At 31.5% G+C, this 17,574-nt stretch carries 19 protein-coding genes; 13 read left to right on the forward strand and 6 right to left on the reverse strand.

Going from position 1 to position 17,574, the window contains the following annotated elements:
- The first annotated feature begins 49 nt into the window (after positions 1 to 49).
- The 8 genes from nikA to K354_RS14540 all read left to right on the forward strand — a co-directional run bounded on the left by nikA (position 50) and on the right by K354_RS14540 (position 7,548).
- A complete protein-coding gene (gene nikA / locus K354_RS0101820; RefSeq protein ID WP_024953807.1) occupies positions 50 to 1,642 on the forward strand; it encodes a nickel ABC transporter substrate-binding protein in 1,593 nt (530 codons plus the stop codon).
- 11 nt (positions 1,643 to 1,653) lie between these two features.
- On the forward strand, positions 1,654 to 2,583 hold the full coding sequence (gene opp1B, locus K354_RS0101825; RefSeq protein ID WP_024953808.1) for a nickel/cobalt ABC transporter permease: 930 nt from the start codon (positions 1,654 to 1,656) through the stop codon (positions 2,581 to 2,583).
- On the forward strand, positions 2,580 to 3,425 hold the full coding sequence (gene opp1C, locus K354_RS0101830; RefSeq protein ID WP_024953809.1) for a nickel/cobalt ABC transporter permease: 846 nt from the start codon (positions 2,580 to 2,582) through the stop codon (positions 3,423 to 3,425). The genes opp1B and opp1C overlap by 4 nt, the downstream gene beginning before the upstream one ends.
- Positions 3,422 to 4,213, forward strand: a complete 792-nt coding sequence (locus K354_RS0101835) for an ABC transporter ATP-binding protein (protein ID WP_024953810.1) — start codon at positions 3,422 to 3,424, stop codon at positions 4,211 to 4,213. Before opp1C ends, K354_RS0101835 begins: the two co-directional genes overlap by 4 nt.
- Positions 4,201 to 4,923, forward strand: a complete 723-nt coding sequence (locus tag K354_RS13765; protein WP_037940049.1) for an ABC transporter ATP-binding protein — start codon at positions 4,201 to 4,203, stop codon at positions 4,921 to 4,923. Before K354_RS0101835 ends, K354_RS13765 begins: the two co-directional genes overlap by 13 nt.
- A 13-nt stretch (positions 4,924 to 4,936) precedes the next feature.
- Entirely contained in the window at positions 4,937 to 5,473 is a 537-nt protein-coding gene (locus K354_RS0101845; protein WP_024953811.1) for a GNAT family N-acetyltransferase, read from the forward strand.
- A gap of 179 nt (positions 5,474 to 5,652) precedes the next feature.
- On the forward strand, positions 5,653 to 6,915 hold the full coding sequence (locus tag K354_RS0101850) for a hypothetical protein (RefSeq protein WP_024953812.1): 1,263 nt from the start codon (positions 5,653 to 5,655) through the stop codon (positions 6,913 to 6,915).
- 27 nt (positions 6,916 to 6,942) lie between these two features.
- Positions 6,943 to 7,548 carry a dimethylsulfonioproprionate lyase family protein gene (locus tag K354_RS14540; RefSeq protein WP_024953813.1) on the forward strand — a complete coding sequence of 202 codons (606 nt, stop codon included), beginning with the start codon at positions 6,943 to 6,945 and terminating at the stop codon, positions 7,546 to 7,548.
- A gap of 88 nt (positions 7,549 to 7,636) precedes the next feature.
- On the opposite strand, the gene K354_RS0101860 is transcribed toward K354_RS14540, so the two are convergent.
- The 4 genes from K354_RS0101860 to K354_RS0101875 all read right to left on the reverse strand — a co-directional run bounded on the left by K354_RS0101860 (position 7,637) and on the right by K354_RS0101875 (position 10,684).
- Complete coding sequence (locus K354_RS0101860; RefSeq protein ID WP_024953814.1) at positions 7,637 to 8,491, reverse strand: alpha/beta fold hydrolase; 855 nt, start codon at positions 8,489 to 8,491, stop codon at positions 7,637 to 7,639.
- On the reverse strand, positions 8,492 to 8,941 hold the full coding sequence (locus tag K354_RS0101865; RefSeq protein ID WP_084607300.1) for a helix-turn-helix domain-containing protein: 450 nt from the start codon (positions 8,939 to 8,941) through the stop codon (positions 8,492 to 8,494).
- 167 nt (positions 8,942 to 9,108) lie between these two features.
- Positions 9,109 to 10,164, reverse strand: a complete 1,056-nt coding sequence (gene arsB / locus K354_RS0101870; protein WP_156928202.1) for an ACR3 family arsenite efflux transporter — start codon at positions 10,162 to 10,164, stop codon at positions 9,109 to 9,111.
- Positions 10,165 to 10,342: 178 nt separating this feature from the next.
- The gene (locus K354_RS0101875) at positions 10,343 to 10,684 is read right to left on the reverse strand and encodes a hypothetical protein (protein WP_024953817.1); all 342 of its coding nucleotides are present in this window, start codon (positions 10,682 to 10,684) and stop codon (positions 10,343 to 10,345) included.
- 334 nt (positions 10,685 to 11,018) lie between these two features.
- Here K354_RS0101875 and K354_RS14545 point away from each other — a divergent pair, with 334 nt between their 5' ends.
- Positions 11,019 to 13,109 carry a cache domain-containing protein gene (locus K354_RS14545; protein WP_024953818.1) on the forward strand — a complete coding sequence of 697 codons (2,091 nt, stop codon included), beginning with the start codon at positions 11,019 to 11,021 and terminating at the stop codon, positions 13,107 to 13,109.
- A 46-nt stretch (positions 13,110 to 13,155) separates the two neighbouring features.
- Here K354_RS14545 and K354_RS0101885 read toward each other — a convergent pair whose 3' ends face one another.
- Entirely contained in the window at positions 13,156 to 14,196 is a 1,041-nt protein-coding gene (locus K354_RS0101885; protein ID WP_024953819.1) for a nucleoid-associated protein, read from the reverse strand.
- Between the two features lie 115 nt (positions 14,197 to 14,311).
- Here K354_RS0101885 and ybaK point away from each other — a divergent pair, with 115 nt between their 5' ends.
- The 4 genes from ybaK to K354_RS0101905 are packed head-to-tail and all read left to right on the forward strand — an operon-like array spanning position 14,312 to position 16,781.
- Positions 14,312 to 14,785: a Cys-tRNA(Pro) deacylase gene (gene ybaK / locus K354_RS0101890; RefSeq protein ID WP_024953820.1), complete on the forward strand. Its 474-nt coding sequence runs from the start codon at positions 14,312 to 14,314 to the stop codon at positions 14,783 to 14,785.
- Complete coding sequence (locus tag K354_RS0101895) at positions 14,782 to 15,582, forward strand: AraC family transcriptional regulator (protein ID WP_024953821.1); 801 nt, start codon at positions 14,782 to 14,784, stop codon at positions 15,580 to 15,582. Before ybaK ends, K354_RS0101895 begins: the two co-directional genes overlap by 4 nt.
- A gap of 44 nt (positions 15,583 to 15,626) precedes the next feature.
- The gene (locus tag K354_RS0101900; protein ID WP_024953822.1) at positions 15,627 to 16,226 is read left to right on the forward strand and encodes a LysE family translocator; all 600 of its coding nucleotides are present in this window, start codon (positions 15,627 to 15,629) and stop codon (positions 16,224 to 16,226) included.
- 60 nt (positions 16,227 to 16,286) lie between these two features.
- Complete coding sequence (locus K354_RS0101905; RefSeq protein ID WP_024953823.1) at positions 16,287 to 16,781, forward strand: hypothetical protein; 495 nt, start codon at positions 16,287 to 16,289, stop codon at positions 16,779 to 16,781.
- Between the two features lie 30 nt (positions 16,782 to 16,811).
- Here K354_RS0101905 and K354_RS0101910 read toward each other — a convergent pair whose 3' ends face one another.
- The gene (locus K354_RS0101910; protein WP_024953824.1) at positions 16,812 to 17,513 is read right to left on the reverse strand and encodes a nitrous oxide reductase accessory protein NosL; all 702 of its coding nucleotides are present in this window, start codon (positions 17,511 to 17,513) and stop codon (positions 16,812 to 16,814) included.
- Between the last annotated feature and the right edge of the window lie 61 nt (positions 17,514 to 17,574).

Consider the following 17,574-nt stretch of genomic DNA (forward strand, 5'->3'; position numbering starts at 1 on the left):
ATATTAGTATTAAATATAATATATATTTTTATTACAAAAGGAGATATGCATGAGAAGAGGGTTACAAAACCTTTTAGTCACGGGTTTAATGGTGTTTACATTGGTATTTATGGGCTGTGAAAGTAAACCTGTGAGTCAAAAAGAGAATAAAAAAGAGCTAGTTTATGCTAGTACTAAAGATATTCGCAATATCAATCCACATTTATATGGTGGAGAGATGGCGGCTCAAAATATGGTTTTTGAATCATTAGTGATTAATACACCTGAGGGAATTAAACCTTGGTTAGCTCAAAGTTGGGAAATTCAAAATGAAGGCAAAACATATATTTTTCATTTGCGAAAAGATGTAAAGTTTAGTGATGGTTCAGACTTTAATGCTGAGGTTGTCAAAAAAAATATTGATGCAGTTTTAGCAAATCGCTCTCGTCATGCATGGTTAGAGTTAGTCAATGAGATAATTGGTAGTGAAGTAGTAGATGAATATACTTATAAGTTGACGCTTAAAAACTCTTACTATCCAACTCTAACAGAGTTAGCTATGACAAGACCATTTCGTTTTATTGCTCTTAATAGTTTTAAAGATGGTGCCACTAAAAATGGAGTAAATAGTTACATAGGTACTGGACCATGGATACTAAGTGAACACATAAAAAATGCAACAGCTTTGTTTAAAGCAAATCCAAGTTACTGGGGTGAAAAGCCAAAATTAGAAAGTATTAAATGGCGTGTTATGCCAGACCATCAAACGATTCTTCTTGCTCTTCAAAAAGGTGAGGTTGACCTTATCTTTGGTGCAGATGGCGATATGATTGATATTGATGCTTTTAAGGTTCTTCAAAAAGAGGGTAAATACACTACACTTTTAAGTAGACCTACGGCTTCAAGAGCAATTCTAATTAATACAAAACAGCCAATAACTCATGATATAAAAGTGCGTGAAGCACTGCAACATGCAGTCAATAAACAAGCTATAGTTGAAGGTATTTTAAATAACTCAGAAACCATAGCAAAAACACTTTTTTCACCTACTACTCCATATTGCAATGTTAAATTAAAAGAGTATGCATATGATTTAAAAAAAGCAGGTTCTATTTTAGATAAAGCAGGTTGGAAGTTAGATGAAAAAACTCAATACCGTTCAAAAGATGGTCAAGTACTTAGTTTACGTCTTTACTTCAATGCAAATAATGCTCAAGAAAAAACAATCAGTGAGTATATGCAAAGTAATCTTAAAGATATAGGGGTTGAACTTAAAATTATAGGAGAAGAAAAGCAGGCATTTTTAGATAGACAAAAAAGTGGTGATTTTGATTTACAATATTCTCTTTCATGGGGAATCCCATATGATCCACAGTCTTATATCTCATCTTGGAGAATGGCTGCACATGGTGATTATCAAGCACAATTAGGATTAGAGAAAAAAGCGTGGTTAGATAAAACTATCCAAACAATTTTAATTGAACCAGATGAAATCAAACGTCAAAAATTGTATGATGAAATGTTGACATATGTTCATGATCAAAATGTATATGTTCCTTTGAGTTATTCACGTACAAAAGCAGTTTTTACACCACAACTTAAAGGAGTGAGTTTTAATCCTTCGCAGTATGAGATTGCATTTGAAAAAATGTATTTTGAATAAAGTGGAGTAGAATGCTTTTATATACGCTCAAACGTTTAGCTTTGATAGTGCCCCTTTTATGGGGCATATCTTTAGTTACTTTTACACTTATAAATCTTAGTCCAAGTGATCCAGCAGAAGTCTCTTTACGGATCAATGAAATTACCCCAACGCCAGAAGCAATAGCCCAAATGAGAGAAGAACTTGGTTTGGATAAACCTTTAGTACAGAGGTATACTTTCTGGCTTAGTAATTTAATTCATGGTGATTTTGGCACGAGTTATGTTACAAAAGAACCTGTTGCACAAGAGATTCTATATGCCTTACCTACTACTTTGGCACTTGCTAGTTTATCTTTAGTGCTTATTGTTGTATTTGGTCTAAGTCTTGGTATTGTGTGTGCAATTTATGAAAACACATTTATAGATAAAGCCATCCGCGGTTTTGTCTTTTTCTTTACAGCTATGCCTAATTTTTGGATGGGGTTGTTGTTGATTTGGTTTTTTGCTTTTCATCTAGGCTTGTTTCCTACAAGTGGCTTAGAGAATCCAAGTGGTATTATCTTACCTGCTATTACACTTGCTTTAAGTTATGTATCTACTTATATAAGACTTATGCGAAATACTATGATTGAGAGTAAACAAGAGCTTTATGTCTTGTATGCAAGAGCGAGAGGACTCAAAGAGAGAGTCATTACAAAACACATCGTGAAAAATGCACTGCATCCTTTTATAGTAGCACTTGGTATGTCTATCCCGAAACTTTTAGCAGGTACAGTTATCGTAGAAAACATATTTGCTTTACCTGGTGTTGGAAGGATTTGTGTGAATGCCATCTTTAGTCGAGATTTTCCTATGATTCAAACATATATTCTTTTTATGGCACTTATGTTTATGATTTTTAATTTGATGGTAGATGTTATAACCAGAGTATCTGATCCACGCTTAAGAAGACAAATATGAATAATTTTTGGCATAAACTCAGACATGACTCTTTAGCAATGCTATCGCTTAGCATAATAGTTGGTGTGATACTTTTGGGTATTTTTGCTCCTTGGATATCTCCAAATGATCCTTTACAACCTCACTTGAGTGAAAAGTTTGCCTCTTGGGGGAGTGATTTTCCTTTAGGGAGTGACCATTTAGGAAGATGCCTTTTATCGAGGCTTCTTTATGGCATACGTACAACTCTTTTTTTAGCACTTATGACTATGGCAATTACTGTTACATTGGGAACAATTTTGGGTTTGATTGCAGGTTATTTTCGTAAAGTTGAAGAGAGTATGATGCGTATTTGTGATGTGATGCTCTCTTTTCCTAGTGAACTGATGATTTTAGCAGTAGTAGGAATGTTGGGAGCGGGAATAAAACATGTGATTATTGCGAGTGTTATTGCAAAAGTTGCTTGGTATACACGTATGGTTTACTCTTTTGTTCTTGTGCATCGTCAAAAAAATTATCTTCTATTTTCGCAAGTAGCAGGAGTCTCTTCGTGGACTATCTTGCGTAAGCATCTTTTTCCTTTTATCTTAGACGACATAGCAATGTTAGCTACCCTAGATACGGGTTGGGTGATACTGAGTATCTCGGCACTTTCTTTTTTAGGACTAGGCGTACAAGCACCAACACCTGAGTGGGGTATGATGCTGAGTGAGGCTAAAAATGTATTGAGTATTTATCCTATGCAGATGATACCTTCAGGTTTTGCTATATTGATTGTCGTAGCAGCATTTAACTTTTTAGGTGATAGTATCAGAGATGCACTTGATCCTAAACATTGTCTTATACCAAAGAGTGTTGTATGAGTTTACTGAGTGTAAAAAATCTTACGATTAGAGATAAACGAACAAATAATATACTTGTTCAAGACTTATCTTTTGAGCTTTCATTAGGAAAAGTACTTGGGATAATTGGTGAGAGTGGGAGTGGGAAATCTCTTACATGTAAAGCTATTTTAGGACTCAATCCAGATTGGTTAGAAGCAAGTGGAAGTGTGCTTTTTGAAACAGAGGAGTTACTAGGAAAATCTCATAAAGATTTGAGAAAAATAAGAGGCAAAAAAATAGCAATGGTACTTCAAGATGCTATGAATGCATTTAATCCACTCTACCGTGTTGGTCACCAGATGGTAGAGAGTTTGTGTGAGTTTATGAGTACAGCACAAGCAAAAAAACTAAGTTTGCAGTGGCTAGTAAAGATGGGATTTGAAAAACCTGAAGTGGTTTTTAAAAGCTATGCACATGAGCTTTCAGGTGGGATGCTTCAGCGTGTGATGATTGCTTTAGCCTTAGCACAAGAGACACAAATCATCATAGCTGATGAGCCAACTTCTGCTTTAGATGTGATTCATCAACATGAGATTATAAATCTCTTTGCTTCGATTAGAGATGAAAAGCATTCGCTTATCTTTGTTTCCCATGATCTTGGTATTGTCTCTTATCTTGCTGATGATGTGTTGGTTATGAAAGAGGGAAAAGGGATCGAGTATAAACCATCTCAAAATCTTTTTTCAAATCCAGAGCATGAGTATACAAACTATCTTATCCAGACACGCCGCACTATATCTCAAAGGTTTAGCCAATGCTTAGCGTAAAAAATGTGTGCAAAGAGTACAAAAAAGGAGTACGTGTTTTAGATGATATATCATTTGAGATTGCTTCAAACTCTTGTGTTGGTTTGATTGGAGAGAGCGGGAGTGGAAAAAGTACCTTAGGTCGACTCATCCTTGGCTTAGAAAAAGCAACTTTAGGCGCAATTACAATGGATAGTGAACCAATCCATCTGTGGCACAAGCATAACCGTGGAGAGATGAGCGTAGTGTTTCAAGACTACAATACTTCTGTAAATCCACGTTTTTGTGTTGAGCAGATTTTGCAAGAGTCTTTATGGATGAGTTCAAAAAAAATGTCAAATACAGAGTTGAAAAAGTTATTACAAAGCGTAGAGTTACCAGTAAGTTTTTTAAATAGATATGCACATGAGCTTAGTGGGGGACAACTTCAAAGAGTTTGCATAGCTCGTGCTTTAGTAAGTAATCCTCGTTTTTTACTTTTAGATGAGTCTTTGAGTGCCTTAGATGTTTCAGTCCAAGCAGAGATTGTAAAGCTCTTGAAACATATTCAAAATGAAAAGCAAATGAGTTATTTTTTTATTGCTCATGATTTAGAGAGTGTGAGTGCTTTGTGTGATACTTTGATGGTTTTGCATCAAGGAAAGATTGTTGAATCTGTTCGTACAGAGTCTTTAAAATATGCACAACACCCTTATACACAAAAGTTATTAGATGCGGTTATACCGTTTTAAAAGGAAAAATTATATGTTACATTTAGATACGATAAGCATTGAAAAAGTGAGTTTTAAAAATCTTTTAAAAGCAGAGAAGTTTTTGTTTGAACAGTGTAAGCTACACTATGGAAATAAAATCACACCTTTACGTTATGAAGAGTTACGTCTTCGTTTGCAAAAAGAGATGCAAAGAGATGACCATGCTATGTTTATTGCCCAAACTAGGGATGAAAAAGTCGTAGGGTGTATAACACTCTCTTGTTATGATGACCGTATTGATGCTATAAAAGGAAGATATGCAAAAGGGAGTGCCTTAGAAGTAAGCCGTTGTTATGTAGATAATAATTATCGAAGAAGAGGCATAGGCTCTTTGTTATTTGATAAAGTTTGTGCTTTTGCTAAAGAGTTGGATTATGAGATGCTTTACTTGCATACACACTATTTTTTACCAGGTGGTTTTAACTTTTGGAATGCAGTTGGATTTACAATAACACTTGAAGAGGGCGGTAGTTGGCAAACTGTTCATATGGAACGTTATGTTGAAGAAGAAGCGGTTTGTTATGCATAAAAAGCTAGATCAAATGAATCAATTGCGATTTAGATAGTATTTTCTAAGTTATGAGTAGATTTTTTATATGTAAAGAATATTTTGTTAAATAGCATTAATTTGATAGTCATTAGGTATCTTACCATCGCAACTTACTATATTTGCTATAATAGATTTTTGCAAAAGATAAAAGGATAATTATGTTGAAAATATTTGACAAGATAAGAAGCTTTTATAAATTAAAATTGAGTTATCAACAAGATAGTAAAAATATAGAAAAATTAACAAGATGGTCTATATTGTTGATTGTTATTTTGGATATTTTTGTTTATAGTAGTATTCAGATGGGTATACATTTTCAAACTTCAACTATAAATAATCCAAATACAAAATTTACCTATCAATGCTTGAACATAGTAAAAGACAGTTCAGGGGTTAAAAATTACAATTGGCATGGATATCGTGTAATTCGTATGAATCAATATTATAATCCCATTGGAAGTACTCTCGCAAGTAAAAATGTAATTAGGGATATACGGTTAAAAGAGTTAGATGGAAGATGTGCTCATATACAAGAACAAAGTAATAGAATAGCCAATAATAAGAAGTTGAAAAATATAAAAAAGAGCATAAAAAGTTTAAAAAAACAAAGCACAAAATATAACAAAGCTTTACAATATATACAAAACAATTATAATACAGTTTTATTTGAAAAAATGGTAAATCAAAAAGAGTCGAAATCTATCTTAAAAATGGACTTAAAAAGTAAAAATGTAAAAATAAAGTATGATGATTTACAAAAACAAATAGCTTCTACAAATCAAAGTATAGAAAATTTGAAAAAGCAGTTTAGAACCAATAAATTAGTAGTTAATCTCTATAAGTATATAACAACAAATAAAGAAAAAATTCTCAGTGATTATAAAAAAGAAAATACTAAATATTTTTTGAAAAAAGCTGGAATTATAGTCTTGTTTCTATTACCGTTGGCTTTACTATTTTATTGGCAAATGAATGTTCAAAATATAAAGAAAAATTACACAAAATATATAATATTTAAAAATATTTTTACTATAACAATGATATTTTTATTTATCAATACTATTAGTATTGTTTACAGTTTTATACCACATACTTTTATTGAAAAAGTATTGATGTTTTTTTACAATATTCAGATTCCTTTTATCGCTTATTATATTTTGTTAGCGTTAGGAATCGTGGCTTTTAGTTTTATAATTTTGAAATTACAAAATCATAAGAAGAACAAGAAAAAAACAATAATTACATTTATAGAAAGCTATAGATTTAGTAAGTGTGATAAATGTGGAATCAAAGTTGATTATATACAAATGAACTATTGTCCAAACTGTAGCAATACACTCAAAATAGCTTGTCAATCATGTGGTAAAGAGACTATTAAAGATTTAGATTATTGTTTTAATTGTAGTGAAAAAATAAACTAGATAAATCACTATGTAAAAGGAATACGAATGACTAAATGTATAAATTCACCTAAAGAGCTTTTTAAATTGGCATACAAAATGGCATCAAATCTAAAAGATGAAAATGCAAACTCATTTGCTGCAGACTTACCTCATATAGATAAACTTTCTGTGCACAAACTAACACCTTCTTTATTACCAATAACAAATGCTATGAAGTCAATAGGTAGTACAGCTAAGAGTACAGTAGAACTCGTAACAGCTATAAAAAATGCTTACAAACTTCAAGCATGGAGACAACCCTATCTCGAAAAAGATATCGGGAGTACATTTACAAATGGATCAGCTTGGTTTCCTATTGCTGATGTGAATGGACCTATCGTATATAATAAAGGTTTAGTAGAAATTATGCTACTAAATAAAGGGATTACATATCCAAAACATAGTCATAGTCCTGAAGAGTTATATATAGTATTAGCTGGTCAAGTTTGGTGGGAAGCAGAGGGTGGAGCAAATAGTCCATGTTGGAAAAAAGCAGGAGATGTTATACACCACTCACCAAATCAAGTTCATGCTATCACTGCTGGAGAAGAAGCAGTATTGATTTTAAATTTTTGGCGTGGCGGTGCTTTTGAAATGCCAAGTATTACTTAGAAAATCACCTTGTAAAAACCTTTACATGTAAAGAGGATTTTATTGAAATTAATAGTAAAAAAGTTTAGAATTTAGATTTAACCCTTTTTCATACATGGGTCTTTATAAAACAGGAGATTTTTTCAAACTGATCAATAATTACATGTCCAGTTTCTTTCAATATATGTATCTCTATATTTGGTATTAATTTTTTCATTCGTTTGGCTGTTTTAAAAGTATTTAAAAGAACATCATGATCACCACCAAAGTATTGTATAGGAAAGCTAATAGTTTTTAATCTTTTATTAGATAAAATTGGTATCGGTTCAACAACGGGATTAAAATACTTATTTAGGTTTTGTTGATATTTTATGAATTTATCATCTTTAATTTGTGGTGTTTTATAATAAATTGCATTGTTTATTAGTTTTAGCCCCTTTGAACCAAGCATCATAAAAAATAAGGCTTTAAAGATAAAACTAACTTTAGGAGGAACGATTCCACTAGTTGATATTATTGCTAGAGTTGAAACTCTATGAGGGTGCAATGTTGCAAAATTGAGTGAATACCAGCTTCCCAAACTCATAGAAACAATGGATGCATTTTTAATTTCTAGATTATCAAATATTTCTAATAACCAATTTTGTGGAATTTCAGAGTTAAGAGGTATTCTTCTTGGTTCACTCAATCCTGGTTCACCTGGAATATCAATGAGATATATGCAAAAGTCATTTATAAAATATTTAAGAGAACCAAACCATGTTGCACTATTACTCATTGTTCCATGTAACATTAGTAGTACTGGTTTATCAGGTTGACCAGTTTTTAAAATTGTAGTTTTGCCTGCTGTTGTATTTATGTCAATCTTGTGGAGCTTATATTCTGTAAAAGAGTCATATATATCTATAACTAACTCCTTAATTATCTTTTCACCATGAATAGATTTATAAACTTCTTTTGCCATTTAAGTTTTCTTTTGGCTACTTAAAACATCAAATACATCTATGATTTGTGAAATAGCTTTTGGTGTTCCATATACTATATATTTAGCTGTTTGTACTTCTGGATAATAGAAGAAATCAAACCTTGTATTACGAGTTTCTTCACTTTCACTATTTAGCATAGCCATTAATGAATTTGATATTCTTGTTGCTTCTTCTGAATTTTGTTCTTTTATTTCTATAACTGTAGATACAGAAATCCTTTGATTAAGTGTTTCATAATTTGTTTGTTCAACTTTATTATTAGAGAGTTCTCCGTGTACATAAGTTCTCAAGTCAGATTCAGAAACCATCCAAGATCGTCCAATCTTTTTACCTTTAATTTTATCTTCATGAATAAATCTAATGATAGTTTTTTCATGAAGATTTAAAATGCCTTTAAGTTCCAATACTGTATATAATTTTTCTTTCATAAAGTAATTATAAAGTATTTTAAGGAACTTGTCAAGTATTTATGTAGCTAAAAGTATTATTAAGGAATATTAAAGAGTATTTTAGAATATGCAATAATTATTTATAAAATAATACAAAGCAAAATATCTTTATCTTTTACATATAATCTAAAGTTTAATAATTTTTTCTAATTTTTAAACCAGTGCCTAGTGTTGTTAGCAATGTATACAAGAGTAAGCATGATAGGTACTTCTACAAGTACACCTACCACAGTCACGAGTGTTGCACCTGATTGCAAACCAAAGAGGCTGATAGCTACTGCAACAGCTAGTTCAAAAAAGTTACTCGCACCAATCATCCCTGCAGGTGAGGCGATAGCGTGAGGAAGTTTCCATGCTTTTGCCCAGCCATACGTTATGTAAAAAATAAAAAATGTTTGGATACTCAAAGGAATAGCAATTAACAATACATGTAAAGGATTGTTCAAAATAACATCACCTTGAAATGTAAATATAATAATGAGAGTAAGTAAAAGCCCTATAATCGTAGTGTTATCAAACTTTTTGATAAACACATCTTCAAAATACCTAAGACCTTTTCGTTTGATAACATATCGTCTTGAGATATACCCACTAAATAACGGTATCACTACAAACAAAACAACAGATAAAAACAGAGTATCATAAGGCACAAATACATTACTCATGCCCAATAAAAAAGCAACAATAGGTGTAAATGCAACAAGTAAGATAAGGTCATTGACTGCGACTTGCACGACGGTATAAGCAGGATCTCCTTTAGTTAGATGGCTCCAGACAAAAACCATAGCTGTACAAGGTGCAGCACCTAGTAAAATAGCACCTGCTAAGTATTCGTTGGCTAGATTTTCTGTGAAAAAACCAGCAAAGACCACTTTAAAAAACAAAGCAGAAATAAGATACATAGTAAATGGTTTAATAAGCCAATTGACTGTACATGTAACACACAAGCCTTTAGGTTTTTTCCCAGCATCTAAGATACTAGCAAAGTCAATTTTGAGCATCATAGGATATATCATGAGCCAAATAAGAATGGCAATAGGAATGGAGATATTGGCATATTCAAACTTACTCAAAGTCTGAGGAACTGAGGGAATAAACTGACCGATAGCCACACCAGCGACTATACACAATATCACCCAAACACTAAGATAACGTGCAAAAAAGCCCATACTATCAACGGATTCTGTAGATTGATTTTCCATCATAATATCCTTTACATGTATGCTGTTTGAAATTGCTCGTGGTTAAAACAATCAATATCTTTTTTTATCTGAAACATTTTAACAAAAATATATTACAAAAAGGTATGTAAAATAAGTTTAGAGTTTAGACCCGACCCCTTTTACACTTTATTTTTTCGTTCTTATCAGTTGACTTTGGCTATTTTTCAGGCCAGCCTTTTGTTGTTCCATAGATTAATAATAACCCAATTGTTGTTTCAATTGTATATCCAAAGAGTATTAAAACTCCTAAAATTATAGTTATGATTCTTGCCCATTTTTTTTGGTTTAATAAGCCTTTTGTAGTAAAGTATAATAATATTGCAAAAATCAATGCTAGAAAAGCTTTAATAAGCTTTTCTCCGACCATCATATGCATGAACCCAAGTTCAAGGGCATAAATATAAGATACAAAGTACAAGATAAATATAGCAATGTTTATCCAAGTAATAGACTGCAGAATAATAATGCTTAATGCAAGTGAAGTTGGTTTTTTACTCATTTTTTTCCAAAAAATTTGATTAACTTTTTTAAAACGGTTTCTTCTTTAAATAATAAATATAACTATTTATTCGACGTACATTGTACATATATTAGCCTGATAGTAACATTATAAAGACGTAAAATATGTCTTTTGAATTATTGAACTTATAAAAAATATTGAAAATTAATTGCTAAACTGTCCCCTTTTTATTAGAATTTAGACCTACTCGTCCTCTTTAGTTTAAAATAGTGTTGTTAATACAATTAATTAAACTTTTTAATAAAGTAAAAATATTTTATAATAATATTATTTTATGCTTGTTATAATACAATATATTATAGAAGGATAAATGGTGAATACAAGTTTATCAAAATTAAGTTTTTTAAATACTATAGCTTCAATCCTCATATTCTCAATTGTGTTAGCTTCATCTATTTATATATTTACTGATAATCTTTATAAACAAAAATTAGAAAAATTAGAAAAAAATTTTTATCAAAAAAATAAAAACTTGGTAAAAAAAGAGGTTGAACGGGAAATTAAAAATATAGTCGCCCTTAAAAAAGAGATATATAAAAATACAGAAGAAATGTTAGCCCAAAAAGTGGGAATTGTACGCAATTTGTTTGACAATCTTAAAAGTGATGAACAGCTTTCTACTTTGATAGAAAAATATAGTGAGGTACTAGATAACATAAAATGGGATAATGATACAGGATACATTTATATTTTTAATGAAGAGGGTAGTTTAATATATCATGGTACAAACAAAAAAATAATTAATAAAAATATTTTTGAATTATCAGAAAACAATCCAAGCTTATCACAATTTTTAAAAGATTCAATGGGAAAAGAACAAAATTTTGGATCATACAAATGGGAAAAACCAAATTCAAATAAAGAGATATTATTTGAAAAATTTGCTTATATACGAAAAGATATAAAGTACAATATGTATATAGCTGCAGGTATTTATAAAGATGAGTTAGATAAAAAAATCTTAAATATAATTCGTAAAGAGATATATGTGGATAGATTTGGAGAAAATGATTATGGTTATTTTTGGGTAACAGGTTTAAATAAAAAAATGAAAATACACCCTTTTAACCCTGAGATAGAAGAAAAAATTATACCACCTATTGATTTTCTTTTTACTGCTATAAATAAAAAAGCATTAGAAGGTGGAGGATTTATAGAGTATGAGTGGTATAGACCAAAACAAAAGTACAAAGAAGCAAAAATAGCATATGTAAAGTTGATAGATGGCTGGCCACTTGTTTTAGGAAGTGGATTTTATTTGAGCGAATTGAGTGATATTTTAAAAAATGAAAAAGATGATTTGAGAAAATTAACAAATCAATATATTCTTAATGTTTTGTCAGTATTAATTTTTATGATAATAGCAGTTATTTTACTTACAAAAATATTATCAAATAAAATAAAAAAAATTGAAGATGAACGAATAGAGCAGTTAAATATGCTAGAACAATATAGGTTAATTCTTGATAAAAGTTCAGTTGTTTCAAAAGTAGATCAAAAAGGTATCATTATCTATGTTAATAATAAATTTGAAAAGATTAGTGGATATAGCACTAGTGAGGTAATAGGAAAAAATCACAATATAGTAAGACATCCAGATAGTAAAAAAGAGCAGTTCAAAGACCTTTGGCATACTGTTAAACAAGGTGATATTTGGATGGGTATTCTTAAAAATAAAACAAAAAATGGTAATACCTACTTTAATAATACTACAATTGTACCAATTAAAGATTCACAAGGTATGATTTTAGAGTATATATCTTCGGGTAGTGATGTAACAGAACTATTTGAGCTTCATAAAGAGATAGAAGAGACTCAAAAAGAAGTAATCTATAAGATGGGTGAAATAGGGGAAACAAGAAGTAAAGAAACTGGTAATCATGTAAAAAGAGTTGCAGAATACTCAAAACTTTTGGCACATCTTTATGGATTAGATGAGCACCAAGCTAAAGTACTTTTCACAGCAAGTCCTATGCATGACATAGGTAAAGTAGGTATTCCAGATAAAATTTTGAAAAAGCCAGGAAAACTTACTGTAGAAGAGTTTAAAATCATGAAAACTCACTCAAAAATTGGTTATAATATTTTGAAAAATTCACAAAGAGAAGTACTTAAAGCAGCGTCTATAGTTGCATATGAACATCATGAAAAATGGGATGGTTCAGGTTATCCTAGAGCACTCAAAGGTGAGTCTATCCATATCTTTGGAAGGATTACGGCACTTGCAGATGTGTTTGATGCCCTAGGTAGTGTAAGGTGCTACAAAGAAGCATGGGAAGATGAAAGAATATTTATACTGCTTAAAGAACAAAGTGGAAAACACTTTGATCCAAAACTTATAGAATTGTTTTTTGATAATTTTGAAAAATTTGATGAAATTAGAAAAAAGTATGTTGATTCTTGATTTTATTTCTATGATAACTAATTAAAATCAACATTACATGTAACCCCTAATACTCATCCTCAAAATAAAACTTATAATAAGATTGACCTGTCTCTTCGTCGTAGCCTTTTTCGTAGTTTAACTCTTCTTGGACTGCGTTGTTGAGGAACTTTATCTGTATGTTGTCATCTAGTGTTATGGAAGCTCGAAAGCTGTTTTTGTATTTTTTTACGTCGTCTCTGCTGATGCCAAAGCTATCATCAAAGCTGATTGCACTTTCATCTGCGTATTTGTCGCGGTAGTTTACAAAGTCACTTTGCATTTTGTCGTTGTGTAGGATTTCTTCGAAAAAGTCTTCTTCACTAAAGTTATCGCGCTTTTCAAAGAAGTCTATACAAGAGTTCCCAAAATCCACTTGGTCGCTTTTTTCATAGTTTGGAGTCACTACTTCATCTACAAAACCTTTACACATGTTCATAAACTGTTTTGTTTTATAGCTATCATTTTTAACCGGAGCGATGCTAAGAAACTTGTTTATCCAGTAGTCTGTTACTTTTTGGTGGATATCGATGTTGTAGATGTTGTATCCTAGCTCTATATCATCATTGATGATAAAGCAGCCTTTTTCTATCTTACTCGCATTGATGCCTTCATCTGTCCCAAGTGTCAAAGAGTCGTGGCTTTTGAGGACTTTAAAAAACATATCTTTTTTCTCTACCTTATAGATACCTATGGCATCACGAAACTCTTCATCAAACTTTATATCTTTAAAATGCACGATAAGAAGTTCGCCCATCATGATTTTTGGATGCGTTGAAGCATCGTAGAGGTGGTTTGCTATACGCTGTGCTGATTCTGCAAAATCTCCATGTTCAAAGATACTTTTTGTATACGCGTAAACTTCATTGAAAGCCAAACTTGAGCTATGTGAGAAGCGGTGTAAGTCAGTCTCATACTGGAAAGGTTTTAAAAAGTAGTGTAGGAGTTTTTTCTCTAGCTCAGACTCCACGCTTTGAGGATCATGAGAGAGGTAAACTCCTTCATCTTTTTGTTTGTTTCCTACTTGGTGTACTATTAGTTTGTCTATGCTTGCGTTTGAAAAATCCATTGGTGCTCCTATTAAAATGAAACTTTATCATTTCAGTCCTAAGAGTGACGTAAAAGTTATACATGTAAATATAAAAAAGCTATGGTAAAATTTGTTTAGAAAAGTAAAGGAGTATATCATCAAAAAAACAAATGCCGCAAGACTACTAGACAGACACAAAGTGAGTTATGAACTCCTTGAGTATAAAGTAGATGAAGATGATTTGAGTGCTATACATGTAGCTGAACTTACAGGAGTAGATATAAAAACAGTATTTAAAACGCTTGTATGTTTAGATGAAAAAAACCAGCCTCTAGTTGCTTGTATCGCTGGAGATGATGAACTTGACCTCAAAGCCTTAGCAAAAGCAGCAGGTTGCAAAAAATGCACCATGCTCCCACTCAAAGATGTTTTAAAAACAACAGGTTACATCAGAGGAGGGTGTTCTCCTTTTGGTATGAAAAAACTCTATCCTACTTTTTTGGATGAGAGTGCTTTGAGTCAGTCAGATATCTTAGTAAGTGCAGGTCAAAGAGGATTACAACTCAAAATCAAACCTCAAAACATACTGGATATCCTCAATGCAAAAAGTACAAAGTTGGTTATGTGATACACCAAGAAACTTTTTTCAAAGACAAAGCTCTTCCTTTTATAGAGTGTAGATATAGTAAGAATAGTGGGAAGCATTATAAACCCCATATTCATAGCGCTTTTAGTATAGGTGCTATCGATAATGGTGAGGTTTTATACAGGGTCAAAGATGAAGAGGCATACTTGAAGCCAAATTCACTTGCTTTGATAAATCCAGATAGTTTGCACCATTGTAATCCTTTAGAAGAGCTTTCACGAAGTTACTATATGCTTTATCTTGATACTTCTTGGTGTAAAAAAATACAAAATTCAGATGTTTTTATAAACTCAAATAAAATACTTTTAGAAGACAAAGAGATGTATGATGCGTATATACAAACTATGGATTTTTTTATGAAAGAGGGCTTTTTGCTTGAAAAAGAGCAAATGATGGTGAGTTTTTTAGAAAAAATATTTACAAAAACAACAGATATAAAAACCTTTACATGTAAGGATTTTTCTTTACATGTAAAGACTCTTAAAGAGCAACTCAGTAAGAATTTAGATGAAGATATAACGCTCAATAAAATAGCAGATGATTTGGAGTTAAACTCCTATACACTTCTTCGAAGTTTTAAACAAGAACTTGGCATAACGCCTCATGCTTATAGAATGAATTGCCGTATAGAGTTAGCAAAAAAACTTTTACAAAAAAAAGTAGATATAAGTGAAGTGGCACTTGAGTGTGGTTTTTTTGACCAAAGCCATATGCATAGACACTTTAAAGCTATAACTACAGTTACACCCAAAGAGTACCAACTCAATTTTATACAATAAAAAAAACTTTTAAAATTCTACAATTCTCTTTTTAGGAGAAATCAATGGAATTTATACTTTTAGCCTCAGCTCACTTTTTAGCACTTCTTAGTCCCGGACCTGATTTTTTTATCATCATCCAAACAGCACTCAAAAAACCACTTCGTTACGCTTTTAGCGTATGTGCAGGTATCGCAAGTGCCAATGCTTTGTATTTGGTGATTGCCGTTTTAGGTTTGGAAGTGATAAAAGAGATGCAAGGCTTGATGATTGTTTTAAAATACCTTGGTGGAGCATACTTAGTCTACATAGGAATTATGCTTTTAAAAGCTAAAAAAACAGACTTACATGTAGAAGAAAAATCCTTACATGTAAAGAGTTTAAAAGCAGAATTTGTCATAGGTTTTTTATCTGGATTTTTAAACCCCAAAAATATAATCTTTTATTTTTCATTGTTTACTGTTATGGTTTCGCCTCAGACATCTTTGTTTACAAAAAGTTTGTATGCTTTGTGGATGAGTTCTTTAGTTTTGTTCTGGGATATAGGAGTCGCACTTCTTATTGGAAATCAAAAAGTAAAACAAAAACTCTCACATTGGATATATGGAATTGAAAAAGTTTCAGGAGTAGTGCTTACAACTTTTGGCATTGTTTTAGTGTTATAAATTTTTTACTATAATCATGCTATTATCTCGTCTAGCAAAATAAAAAAGGCAGATAAAAGAGTGAAAAAAATAATTTTATATATATTTCCATTAGTAGCGATTTTTGTTTTATTTGGAGTATATACATCCCTCAATCAAAACCCTACAGAGGTAGTCAATACTAAAAAAGAACCGCTTAGCTTTAAAGACAATAAAATAGTATGTCCGCAGTGCAACATGTTTTTAGTAGGCAAAAAGTACACAGCACAAGCTATAACGAGTGACCGTAAAACTCACTTTTTTGATGATGTTGGTTGTATGATTTTGTGGCTAGAAGAAAATGCAAAAGATGATAAAGAAGTAGTAGAGTGGGTCTACTCACTAGATACAAAAAAGTGGGTAAACGCAGTTGATGCTTTTTACTCTATAAATGATAAAAATAGCCCTATGCACTACGGTTTTGGCGCATATGAAAATTCTAAAAAAGAGTATATTCCCTATGAGCAAATGAAATTGCGTATGCTAAGAGGTGAAAATCTACTGAATCCTAAAATAAGAAAGAAGATATTGGGGTAAAGCACTCAATGAAGAGTGCTTTATGTAGTTTTATTTAGCTCTTCCAGCAAGATAGAGTCCTACTTGTTGGAAAGGTTTTCCTTTTAATTTACCACAAAGTTTATGCTCTTTTAGATAAGCTTTTGCAAGAGCTGGATTTGTAAATCTTTGATCTGTTGCTTTGCACATCTTTTCGTAAACTTTTTTACCCATTTTTGCAGCTTTTGCTTGTCTTTTTTTAATCATCGCGATTTCTTTTTTCAAGCTCAAACTAACTTGTTTTACTACTGCATCATATTTCATGATTTTACCACCAAACTTTTTAGCAAAATCCGTTGCAGTTTTTTGTGAGCCAAAAGCGTATTTACTTACCATTGACATAGTAGCTGGTTTACTAGAACCTACTACATAAAAAGCATCTTTAGCAGGAATAAATTTTAAAGTGTCATTATCAATAACTCTAGGGTTTACTACTTTGATTCCTTTTGTCATTGCTTCTTCAAGCATACAATGAATTGAGCAGTATTGGTGAGTTTCACCATCTACATCTGCCGCGTGATTTGTTTTGTAAAACATAGGCAATGTCATACCGCAAACTGGACAAAACTTCTTTGCTTTACCTTTTTGTAAAATCTGTACTTGCTCCATAGGCACGGCTCTAAAATTCTTCATAGGTTTTTTAGCCATATCAGCACTAAAGCCACTTACGCTAAGACCTATCACCACAAATAAACTCAAAATTATTTTTTTCATAAAATCTCCTTTGGAGTATTTTATTAAAGAAGTGTTAAATTAACGTAAAATTAACAATATT

This window comes from Sulfurospirillum arcachonense DSM 9755 (assembly GCF_000597725.1).
Taxonomy (GTDB): Bacteria; Campylobacterota; Campylobacteria; order Campylobacterales; family Sulfurospirillaceae; genus Sulfurospirillum_A; species Sulfurospirillum_A arcachonense.

What these genes read in the sequence shown, in the direction of transcription:
- nikA (WP_024953807.1), top strand. Translation starts at nt 50, where the DNA reads ATGAGAAGAGGGTTACAAAACCTTTTAGTCACGGGTTTAATGGTGTTT.
- opp1B (WP_024953808.1), top strand. Translation starts at nt 1,654, where the DNA reads ATGCTTTTATATACGCTCAAACGTTTAGCTTTGATAGTGCCCCTTTTA.
- opp1C (WP_024953809.1), top strand. Translation starts at nt 2,580, where the DNA reads ATGAATAATTTTTGGCATAAACTCAGACATGACTCTTTAGCAATGCTA.
- K354_RS0101835 (WP_024953810.1), top strand. Translation starts at nt 3,422, where the DNA reads ATGAGTTTACTGAGTGTAAAAAATCTTACGATTAGAGATAAACGAACA.
- K354_RS13765 (WP_037940049.1), top strand. Translation starts at nt 4,201, where the DNA reads ATGCTTAGCGTAAAAAATGTGTGCAAAGAGTACAAAAAAGGAGTACGT.
- K354_RS0101845 (WP_024953811.1), top strand. Translation starts at nt 4,937, where the DNA reads ATGTTACATTTAGATACGATAAGCATTGAAAAAGTGAGTTTTAAAAAT.
- K354_RS0101850 (WP_024953812.1), top strand. Translation starts at nt 5,653, where the DNA reads ATGTTGAAAATATTTGACAAGATAAGAAGCTTTTATAAATTAAAATTG.
- K354_RS14540 (WP_024953813.1), top strand. Translation starts at nt 6,943, where the DNA reads ATGACTAAATGTATAAATTCACCTAAAGAGCTTTTTAAATTGGCATAC.
- K354_RS0101860 (WP_024953814.1), bottom strand. Translation starts at nt 8,491, where the DNA reads ATGGCAAAAGAAGTTTATAAATCTATTCATGGTGAAAAGATAATTAAG.
- K354_RS0101865 (WP_084607300.1), bottom strand. Translation starts at nt 8,941, where the DNA reads ATGAAAGAAAAATTATATACAGTATTGGAACTTAAAGGCATTTTAAAT.
- arsB (WP_156928202.1), bottom strand. Translation starts at nt 10,164, where the DNA reads ATGGAAAATCAATCTACAGAATCCGTTGATAGTATGGGCTTTTTTGCA.
- K354_RS0101875 (WP_024953817.1), bottom strand. Translation starts at nt 10,684, where the DNA reads ATGAGTAAAAAACCAACTTCACTTGCATTAAGCATTATTATTCTGCAG.
- K354_RS0101885 (WP_024953819.1), bottom strand. Translation starts at nt 14,196, where the DNA reads ATGGATTTTTCAAACGCAAGCATAGACAAACTAATAGTACACCAAGTA.
- K354_RS0101900 (WP_024953822.1), top strand. Translation starts at nt 15,627, where the DNA reads ATGGAATTTATACTTTTAGCCTCAGCTCACTTTTTAGCACTTCTTAGT.
- K354_RS0101910 (WP_024953824.1), bottom strand. Translation starts at nt 17,513, where the DNA reads ATGAAAAAAATAATTTTGAGTTTATTTGTGGTGATAGGTCTTAGCGTA.